This is a genomic window from Pusillimonas sp., from assembly GCF_035515275.1.
Lineage (GTDB): Bacteria > Pseudomonadota > Gammaproteobacteria > Burkholderiales > Burkholderiaceae_B > Pusillimonas.
In genome coordinates, this window is the sequence record NZ_DATJBQ010000092.1 from 1 (window position 1) to 9,520 (window position 9,520).

Consider the following 9,520-nt stretch of genomic DNA (forward strand, 5'->3'; position numbering starts at 1 on the left):
CGCTTGATGCAGATTTCGGAAAGGACCATGTCCGGCGCCTTAAGATTGTGCGGGGCGTGCCGCCCTGCCCATCACCCGTACCGGCGCGCCGTCGACGATTTTTTGCAAGCCCGCCACCACTACTTCGTCACCCTCTGAAAGGCCCGACGTGATTTCAATACGCCCCGCCCGCCGCTGGCCAATGCCTACCGCCAGCCGCTCGGCCTTGCCGTCGTGAATGCGAAAGACGTAGCGCTCTTCACCTGAGGGCACCAGGGCCGCTTCAGGTACCGTAAGCACCTTGTCGTCGGCAAACTGCAGCTCAACCCGGGCAAACATGCCGGGGCGCAATGCGTCGTCGGTATTGGCTACATTGGCGCGCAACAGTATCGAGCGCCCCCCGACGTCAATAGAGGGGTTGACCGCACCCACCTCGCCCTCGCGGGCCTGATCCGCCAAGGCATCAAAACGCAAGCGCAGCTTAAGGCCGGGATGCACCAAAGACACATACTGCTCGGGAATACGAAAATCAACCTGCAGGGGATCAACGGACTCGATCGGCACCAGGGCGGCGCCCGGGCTTACGTAATCGCCCACCGAAACGTTACGCAGGCCGATGAGGCCATCAAACGGCGCAACGATGGTGTTTTTTTGCAGCTGCGCCTGGGCCAGCGCAACGGCTGCCCGCTGCACCTGTAATTTGCTGGCGGCTTCGTCGCGCGCCTGCTTGCTGATAAAGCCCTGACGAGTAAGCTCGCCCGCGCGACGGTCTTGGCTGACAGCCAGGGCCAGTTCGGCCTGCGCTTGCTGCAACTGCGCTTTAGCCACGCTGTCGTCCAGGCGAATCACAACCTGCCCCTGCTTGACCTTGCCGCCTTCTTCGATGTTGATTTCGATAATGCGGCCGGTAATTTCAGAGCGCAAGACCACAGAATCTTTGGAGCGCAACGTGCCTACCGCTGCCACGTTGCGCGACATGGACTCTGCCAGCACGGGGGCCACCTCGACCTGCGTGCCGGCTGCGGCACCTTGCGGCTTGGCGTCAGGTTGAACAGCGGCGGCAGGGATGCCGGCTTGGGAGGGCGTTTTTTTGCCCGCCCACCAACCTGCTGCGGCAGCGCCCAGCGCCACCCCCACAATCAGCGCAATCGCCCAACCCAAAGTGTTTGTCTTCATAACATTAACGATCTGTGTCTTATCGTCGCAGATAGTAGCGTAGTACCGTTGCTTGCGAACAGGCGGGCACGCAAAAAAGAAGTAACACCGGCGTTTGGTCGAGCCGGCCCTTGCGGCAACGACGGTCAGGAACGGGCTGACGCAGCCAGGGCACGCGCCTGTTCGACGCCCCTATTGGCCAATTGATCGGCCATTTCGTTGCCCGGATCCCCATCGTGGCCACGCACCCACTTCCATGTGACCTGATGCCGCCCGACAAGTTCGTCCAGCTCGCGCCACAGATCGTCATTCTTAACCGGCTTCTTGTCGGCGGTGCGCCAGCCGCGCAGCTTCCAGTTGGCAAGCCACTGCGTCATGCCCTTTTGCACATACTGCGAATCGGTGTGAACAATGACGTGGCAGGGCCTTTTGAGCGCTTTCAGGGCTTCAATGACACCCATGAGCTCCATGCGATTGTTGGTGGTGTCGGCCTGACCGCCATAAATTGTTTTTTCGTGACGACCCTGCCTTAACAAGGCGCCCCATCCACCCCAGCCGGGGTTGCCCTTGCAGGCGCCGTCAGTCCAGATTTCTACGGAATTACTGCTCATATCTCTATTCATGCGCCCGAATGACGCCCTGTAACCACTGCCGCACGACGCATACGCCGCTTTTGTTCTTTCCAGGCCGGACCGATAATTTGCATGCCCACCACCCGCTTGACTGCGGACACGACATAAACCGACCCGCATACCGGCCACCAGCGGTCACCGGCCGACTCCATGAAAGACCAGCGCGAAAGCCAGCGGGCGCTGACAGCAGGCGGTGCATAGCAGCCGAAATGGCCGCGATCAGCCTCTAAGGTTAACAGTTTGAACCAGTCTTTAAGACGACCCAGCGACACCTGCATATGGGCGGGCACCGGCACAATGGGGTCAAGCCCCGGAATGCGCTCGTGCGCCCCCCAAAGGCTCCAGGGGTTGAAGCCCGAGATCACCACCCTGCCCTCTGGGACGAGCACCCGCTCGGCCTCGCGAAGCACCTGATGGGGGCTATTGGAACACTCGAGCACATGGGGTAATATCAGCAAGTCGATGCTTTGGCTTTCCAGGGGCAGGTGCTCGGGTTCAGCATACAAGGCAATATTTGCGGTACAAATTGACCCCGAGGTTGCTCCGACAGCTGTAACCCCGGCAGTAGCTGCCCCGGCTTGCTGGGCGCCTTGTCCGTTGTTGGGGCACGAGTGCGTGCGGCCCTTGTAGGGGATGCGGTTGGCACGCAGCAGGTCCCACTGGGGCTGCCCTATCTGCATGGCATGGTAGCCAAATACATTGGCCACCATGCCATCGATTTTTTTCTGTTCCCAGTTTTGCACATACTGGCCGACCGGGGTGGTCAGCCATTGGGCTAGCTCGACGGCCAGAGGCTGGTCCAACGAAACAGACACATAAGCTCCTTGCGTAAGGTGGAATCAATCATGGCACACATTACCAGCCGGCTGACGCCTGTACCCGCATTCAGCGACAATTACATCTGGGTCCTTGAAAATAGTGGCCGTGCGCTAGTGGTCGACCCCGGCGAAGCCGCGCCGGTCGAAGCTTATCTTAAACAAAACAAGTTAAGTCTGGACGCCATTCTACTGACACACCACCATCCCGACCACGTCGGGGGGGCCCAAGCCTTAAAGCAACTTACCGGCGCCAAGGTGTACGGCCCCTTGGGCGAAACCCTGCCCGTATGCGATACGCGCCTGAAAGAAGACGACGAAATCTTCATCGACGGCGTGGGCTTGAGGCTTACCGTCCTCGACGTTCCCGGCCATACAGCCGGGCATATTGCGTACTTCGGCTATATGGACGAGCAAACACCCCTGGTTTTTTGTGGTGATACACTATTTGCCGCCGGTTGCGGGCGTCTTTTTGAAGGCACGCCCGCGCAAATGGTTAATTCGTTAAGCAAGCTGAAAGAGCTGCCGCTCGAAACCCTGGTCTGTTGCGCCCACGAATATACCTTGTCGAATATACGCTGGGCGTTACAGGTAGAGCCTGAAAACATTGCGTTGCAACGCCGCTGGGAATCCGCGCAAAAACTGCGCAACGAAGGCCTGCCCACCGTGCCGTCAACCATCGGCCTCGAACTCGAAACCAACCCGTTCTTGCGGCCACTGCAAGAAGATGTCGTTACATCGGCCCAGGCCTATGCCAAGACGCCGCTCGATTCTGCTGTTTCGGTTTTTGCCTGTCTACGCGAATGGAAAAACAGTTTTAAATAAAAAACCATGAACTGCCTGCGAATTTTTATCGTGCTCTGCGTGGCGGCACTGGCCGGCTGCGCCTCCAGCCCCGACTCCCGTTACGCCGCCAATAAAAGAACCTATAGTGCCGCCGACACCTCGCGAACGGTCGACCTTACCCACCCGCCGCGCGACATGTGGGACCGCATCCGCCGCGGTTTCGCCATTCCCAATCTGCAGTCCGACCTGGTGGACGAATGGACAGCCTATTACGCGTCGCATCCCCAGTCGGTGTATCGCATGAGCGAACGCGCCGGCAAATATCTGTATTACATCGTCGACCAGCTCGAAGAACGCGGCCTGCCGTCAGAACTTGCGCTGCTGCCTTTTGTCGAAAGCGCCTACAACCCCACTGCGTATTCGCACGCCAAAGCGTCCGGGCTATGGCAGTTCATACCCAGTACGGGCCTGCACTACAACCTCAAGCAAGATGTATGGCGCGACCTGCGGCGCGACCCGGTCGCATCAACCAACGCGGCGCTTGATTACCTAAGTTACCTGTACGATTTTCAAGGCGACTGGTATTTAGCGCTGGCCTCGTACAACTGGGGCGAAGGCGCTGTCAAGCGCGCCATAGAGCGCAACGCGGGCCAAGGGTTGCGCACCGACTATATTGCGCTGGCCATGCCCGGCGAAACGCGCAACTACGTACCCAAACTGCAAGCCATCAAGAACATTATTGCCAACCCCGAACGCTACGGGGTGTCACTGCCCACGGTTGAAAACCAACCTTATTTCACCACCGTCGTCGAACCACCCTCGCTGGACCTGGCCACTGCGGCCCGACTGGCCGAAATGCCGCTTGAAGACTTCAAGGCATTAAACGCGTCGTTCAACCGTCCGGTGTTTCTGGCCGAACACAAACCCTCATTGCATCTACCCACCGACCGCGTCGACACATTCAACGCCAATCTCGAGGCCTACAAAGATCAGCTCGGCAGCTACACCACCTACGCCGCAAGCAAAGGGGAGTCGTACGCTGCCATTGCAAAGAAGTTCGGCGTTTCGCTCGAGCAGCTTCGTGCGGCCAACGGCCTAAGCGCGAAACAAACACGCGCCGTCGCCCAAATACTGGTCATTCCCGGCGGGGCGTCATCAGGCGGCATTCAATTGGCATCGCTCGAGCAATCGACGCTTATCGATGCAACCCCAACCGTACGCACACCTGCGGCCGAGCCGGGCAACGCCAGGCGCGATGTCGTGGTGGTGCGCCGGGGCGCAAGCAACACCCGCACTCATACCGTACGCCAGGGAGACACCCTTTTTGCCTTGGCCAAGCGCTACAACACCTCGGTCGATGCCTTGCGCAAACTTAATAATCTGCCCAACAACAATCTGTCGCGCGGCAAACGGCTTCGCATCCCGGGCACCAATGTGCACGGTTGATACCACCATTTTCAAACAATAAGGTCTTTACCATGGGTTTCTTAAACGGCAAACGCATTCTGGTCACCGGCGTCCTGTCCAACCGCTCAATCGCCTACGGCATCGCCCAGGCGTGCCGCAAGCAAGGCGCCGAGCTTGCCTTTACCTACGTGGGCGACCGCTTCAAAGAGCGGGTTCAGGGCTTCGCCGCCGAACTCGACAGCAAAATCGTGCTGCCCTGCGACGTTGCCGACGACGCCAATATCGAAGCCGCCATCGAGCAGTTGGGCAACCAATGGAACGGCCTGGACGGCCTGGTGCATTCGATCGGTTTTGCGCCGCGCGAAGCTATCGCCGGCGACTTCCTTGAAGGTCTGTCGCGCGAGGGTTTCCGCGTGGCGCACGACATCTCGGCGTACAGCTTTCCGGCATTGGCCAAAGCTGCACTGCCGCTGCTCAAAGACCGCAACAGCTCGGTGCTGACGCTAACCTATCTGGGCTCTGAAAAGGTGGTGCCCAACTACAACACCATGGGTCTGGCCAAGGCCTCTCTTGAAGCCTCGGTGAGGTATCTTGCGGCGGCGCTCGGCCCCATGGGCATCCGTGCCAACGGAATCTCGGCGGGCCCCATCAAAACCTTGGCCGCCAGCGGCATCAAAGATTTCGGCTCCATTCTGAAGTTCGTCGAAACCTACGCACCACTGCGTCGCAACGTCACCATCGAAGACGTCGGTAATGTGGCGGCGTTCTTGATGTCGGATCTGGCGGCGGGGGTTACGGGTGAAATCACCCATGTAGACGCCGGCTTTTCTACCATTGTGCCGGGCATGGGATAACGCCTTAGCTTTAGCTTAAGCCCTGCACCCAGGCCTGGCGCCGTTCGTCGGTGTGCTCGAGTAAAAGCGAGCGAACCGCGTCAGGCTCTAACGCGCGACTAAAGTAAAAGCCCTGCAATTCATCGCATTCGGCGCGTTTTAACAATACCGCCTGCGCCGCGGTTTCAACGCCCTCGGCGACCACGTCCATGCTCAGGTTATGGGCCAGGGCGATAATCGCCCGAATTATGGTGGCGTCGTGAGCGTCTTCAGTCACATTGCTTACGAACGAGCGGTCGATCTTCAAGACGTCAATGGGGAACAGCTTCAGGTAGTTCAACGACGAATAGCCCGTTCCGAAGTCGTCGACGGCCAACACCACTCCTAACTGTTTTAACGCGCGCAAGGCGTTAATGGCGGCCGTGGTGTCCTCCATGACCGTGCTTTCGGTAATTTCGAGTTCGAGCTGGTCTGGAGCCAGGCCGGAATCAACTAGGGCCTTGCGGACCTCGGCCGGGAAGCTGGGGTCATGCAGTTGCTTGGCGGAAATATTCACGGCGATGCGTCGAGGCGCAATGCCTTCTTTCTGCCAACGACGCATCTGCGCGCAGGCCTCACGCAATACCCAGTTTCCGATTTCTGCGATCAGCCCCAGCTCTTCGGCAAGGGGAATGAAATCGCCCGGAGGGATCATGCCGGCTCTGGAATGGCGCCATCGAACCAAGGCCTCTAAGCCCAGGATCTCGCCATTGCGCAGGTCTACTCTTGGCTGGAAATGAAGCAGCAGCTCGTTGTTTGCCACAGCGGCGTACAGCCCGCTTTCAAGCTCGACACGCCGTCGTGCCTCGGTGTCCATGTCGAAATTATGCACACGATAACAGTCGCGTGACTCGTCCTTGGCACGCGTAAGCGCTATATTCGCGGCACGAAGCAACGACTCGGTTGTTTCGCCCTGCTGTCTGCTGGCCGCCACGCCGATGCTGGCGGTCAAGCGCAGTTCGTGCCCCTCGATCAAGAGGGGCTCACGCACGGTTTCAAGCAAGCGCTGAGCAAGGTCGCGAACCTGTGCTTCGTCGGCAACACCCATTCGAAGCACCACGAACTGGTCGCTGCTGTACCTGGCCAGGATGTCGTGGGAACCCAGTTGGCCGCTTAGCCTCTGCACACATCGATACAACACGCTGTCGCCAATCGAAGGGCCCAATACGTCAACTTTATTGAAATGATCGATGTCAATAAAATAAATAGCAAGCCGCAGCCCCGAAACCCGGACATCATGTAAGGCCTTATGCAGCTTTTCCTGGAAGAGCACCCGGCTGGGCAAACCCGTTACGACATCGTGGCTTAATTGGTCGGCCACGGATTTTTCAAGCGCCTTGCGGGCGGTCAGGTCGCGCACGATGAGGGTGGTGAGCTCGCCGTCAGGCCCCGCGATAACGCCCCGGCTAAGCTCGGCGGGAAACTCCTCGCCACTGAGCCGGCGGCAAACCAGCTCGCCGACACTGGAGGCATCCCAGGTGGGCAACACGGCGGTAACCCGAACGGTCTGACCGGTATCAGCCGGTAGATCGAACATGGCTTGGGCCTGTGCATTGAAATTGGCGATCTCGTTTCGTTCGTTCACCAGCATGATGGCGTCTAGCGCAAACTCCATGAAAGAACGGAATTTTTGCTCGCTTTTGATAAGACGCTGTCTTGATTCGTACAGTTGCTGGTAGGGGCTGCGCACCCCTTCGATGAACAAGGCGCGATAAAGAAAGCAATAGGCCGCAACTTTATACAGGTGGCCCAGCACATTGGCAGCGTCGTGCGCACTGAAGTACAAGGTGAAACACAGCTCGCCCAGAGCCATGGTAATTGCCGCTGCGCCGATATGCCTCGCCTTGTCTGATGAAGCCCCCTGCGGGTTGCGGAAAAGCACCACCACGGTTAGCAGACAGATGCCGATAATGGCGTATTCGGCCGCGATTTTGAGCGGGGTAAGCCCCACACCCGGCACATACGTAGCCGGTAGCCTGACCGCATCGGACAGTACGAGCCAATACCCGGTTGCAGCAACAAGCAGCGCCAGGCTTAGGCTGCTGATGCGAAAAGTGTTCGTGGCCAGAATTGACCAGTCGCTTCGCGCCGCGGCCAGCAAGATCAGGGCGCACAAAATGCGTGACATCAACCAGAACTCAATGCCCTTCTCCACCGAGCTTGGGGTGAAAAAATCGGGCATTCCGGGAAATGAAAGGAGATGGCCAAGGTCTAGCAGGCCCACGGCAAGAAAGCCGCTAGAGAGCAACACCGTGTTTTTCAACACGCGTGGCCCAACACTGTGCCAGCCCTGTGCGAAGATCATCATGGCCACCACAACGGCGAATACCTCCATTGCAGTGTGCAGCGGCACATACATTTGCAACGCCGGCCAGGCGTCTCGGGGGGTAATCAGCAAGCCCAGCAACGGGGCCATGCCCAAAGCCAGCCATATCGCAAGACGCGCGCCCTCGTGGGTGGCCCCAAGACTCGAAAAGCCGGGCGCGCCCGACTTCGCGTCGAACTTGGTTATCTCCCCCTTTACGATACCTTGTGGCCGATTTTGCATCATTTTGTAAGAATAGTTCTTGTTGGCGCAGATTACAAATTGTATGGGCCTGATGTTTCCGTTTCGCTAGTGGTGTGTCAAACCACCAAACCACACCGGTTCTGCGCCGGGCACCCAGGGCAAGTACTTGACCATGACTTCGGCAAATAGCTTCGATTCAAGCCAGGCGCGCAGCCAGCGGTGCAGATGCGGCCACGCTTGGGCATCGAACCAGATGCGATCCACCTGCGCATACTGGCGCACGAAAGGCGCAACCGCCATGTCCGCCAACGAGACGCGCGCACCGAAAAGGCAATCATGCTCGGCCAGACGCGCTTCAAGGGTGCTCAACCACTGTGCCCCGCCAGCGCGATGCAGCAGTGCCTGGGTTTGGGCCTGGTCGCCCCGGTCTGAGTCATCGACTGCGGCGCCAGACGGATCGCGGTCTGCTGCGGGTGCCGCATGCTCATGGGAAAATCGCTGCGGATACTTGTAGCGATCCAGCTCGGGCTTGAAAACTTCATCGCATTCAGCAATGAGCGCCAGCATCGCGGCAAGGTCTTCGCGCTGCGGGCGCAACCAGCCTTGCGGGTCGTGCTGTCGTAACGCCCATATCATGATGTCCAGGCTCTGCTCCAGCACCCGGCCGTCGGCCAGCACCAGCACGGGTACCGTGGCTTTGGGCGAGGCTTCGATCAAGGCCTGCGGCTTGTCGCGCAGCACCACCTCACGAAGCTCGCATCGCTGCCCCCTTGAGGCGATCGCCAGCCGGGCGCGCATGGCGTAGGGGCAACGCCGAAACGAGTAGAGTATGGGCAGGCCGGACACAGGCCTTTAGTCGACGGTGTGAGCAGCGGGCGACCTGGCCGGCTGTTGCGCCCCGATATGACGGGTATGGCGAGCGCGAGCCAGTTCGACCTGCTTTTGCCGATCGCGAAACCGCTGGGTACGCTCAGGGCTGTGCGTGCCATGACAATGCGGGCAACTGACCCCTTCTTCGTATAGAGGCGAAGTTTTGTCTTGCGCTGACAGCGGCAGACGGCAAGCCCGGCACGACTCGTAAGGCCCGGGTTTCAGACCATGCCCCACCGAAACACGCTCGTCGAACACGAAGCACTCACCGTCCCAGAGGCTTTGGTCGGCCGGGACGGTTTCAAGATACTTGAGGATGCCGCCTTCCAGGTGATAGACCTCGTCGTAGCCCTGAGAGCGCAAATACGCTGTGGATTTTTCGCATCGTATGCCGCCGGTGCAAAACATGGCAACCCTGGGCTTTTTTTGCTTGTCGAGCAGACCACCGCTTTGCCCTTGTTGCTCGACCCAGCCGGGAAACTCGGTGAAGCTGCG

At 59.1% G+C, this 9,520-nt stretch carries 9 protein-coding genes; 3 read left to right on the forward strand and 6 right to left on the reverse strand.

Annotation, left to right across the window (positions count from 1 at the left end; translation table 11 throughout):
* Nucleotides 1–39 precede the first annotated feature (39 nt).
* The 3 genes from VL003_RS06755 to VL003_RS06765 form a co-directional block, all read right to left on the reverse strand.
* Nucleotides 40–1,155 carry an efflux RND transporter periplasmic adaptor subunit gene (locus VL003_RS06755; protein ID WP_325440861.1) on the reverse strand — a complete coding sequence of 372 codons (1,116 nt, stop codon included), beginning with the start codon at nt 1,153–1,155 and terminating at the stop codon, nt 40–42.
* Between the two features lie 125 nt (nt 1,156–1,280).
* Complete coding sequence (rnhA, locus tag VL003_RS06760; protein ID WP_325440863.1) at nt 1,281–1,745, reverse strand: ribonuclease HI; 465 nt, start codon at nt 1,743–1,745, stop codon at nt 1,281–1,283.
* Between the two features lie 8 nt (nt 1,746–1,753).
* The gene (locus VL003_RS06765; RefSeq protein ID WP_325440865.1) at nt 1,754–2,581 is read right to left on the reverse strand and encodes a class I SAM-dependent methyltransferase; all 828 of its coding nucleotides are present in this window, start codon (nt 2,579–2,581) and stop codon (nt 1,754–1,756) included.
* Nucleotides 2,582–2,611: 30 nt separating this feature from the next.
* On the opposite strand from VL003_RS06765, the gene gloB reads away from it, so the two are divergent.
* From gloB to fabI, 3 genes are read left to right on the forward strand one after another with little or no spacing between them, the layout of a single operon-like run.
* Nucleotides 2,612–3,406, forward strand: coding sequence for a hydroxyacylglutathione hydrolase (gene gloB, locus VL003_RS06770; RefSeq protein ID WP_325440867.1), 795 nt, complete (start codon nt 2,612–2,614; stop codon nt 3,404–3,406).
* A gap of 6 nt (nt 3,407–3,412) precedes the next feature.
* Entirely contained in the window at nt 3,413–4,813 is a 1,401-nt protein-coding gene (locus VL003_RS06775; protein ID WP_325440869.1) for a transglycosylase SLT domain-containing protein, read from the forward strand.
* A 32-nt stretch (nt 4,814–4,845) separates the two neighbouring features.
* Nucleotides 4,846–5,628, forward strand: coding sequence for an enoyl-ACP reductase FabI (fabI, locus tag VL003_RS06780; RefSeq protein ID WP_325440871.1), 783 nt, complete (start codon nt 4,846–4,848; stop codon nt 5,626–5,628).
* A 10-nt stretch (nt 5,629–5,638) separates the two neighbouring features.
* Here the strand turns inward: fabI and VL003_RS06785 are convergent, their stop codons facing one another.
* The 3 genes from VL003_RS06785 to VL003_RS06795 form a co-directional block, all read right to left on the reverse strand.
* Nucleotides 5,639–8,062, reverse strand: a complete 2,424-nt coding sequence (locus VL003_RS06785) for a putative bifunctional diguanylate cyclase/phosphodiesterase (protein WP_325440873.1) — start codon at nt 8,060–8,062, stop codon at nt 5,639–5,641.
* 198 nt (nt 8,063–8,260) lie between these two features.
* The gene (locus VL003_RS06790) at nt 8,261–9,001 is read right to left on the reverse strand and encodes a glutathione S-transferase (protein ID WP_325440875.1); all 741 of its coding nucleotides are present in this window, start codon (nt 8,999–9,001) and stop codon (nt 8,261–8,263) included.
* A 6-nt stretch (nt 9,002–9,007) separates the two neighbouring features.
* Nucleotides 9,008–9,520, reverse strand: a 513-nt coding sequence (locus tag VL003_RS06795; protein ID WP_487047247.1) for a rhodanese domain-containing protein, incomplete at its 5' end; no start/stop codon positions are given.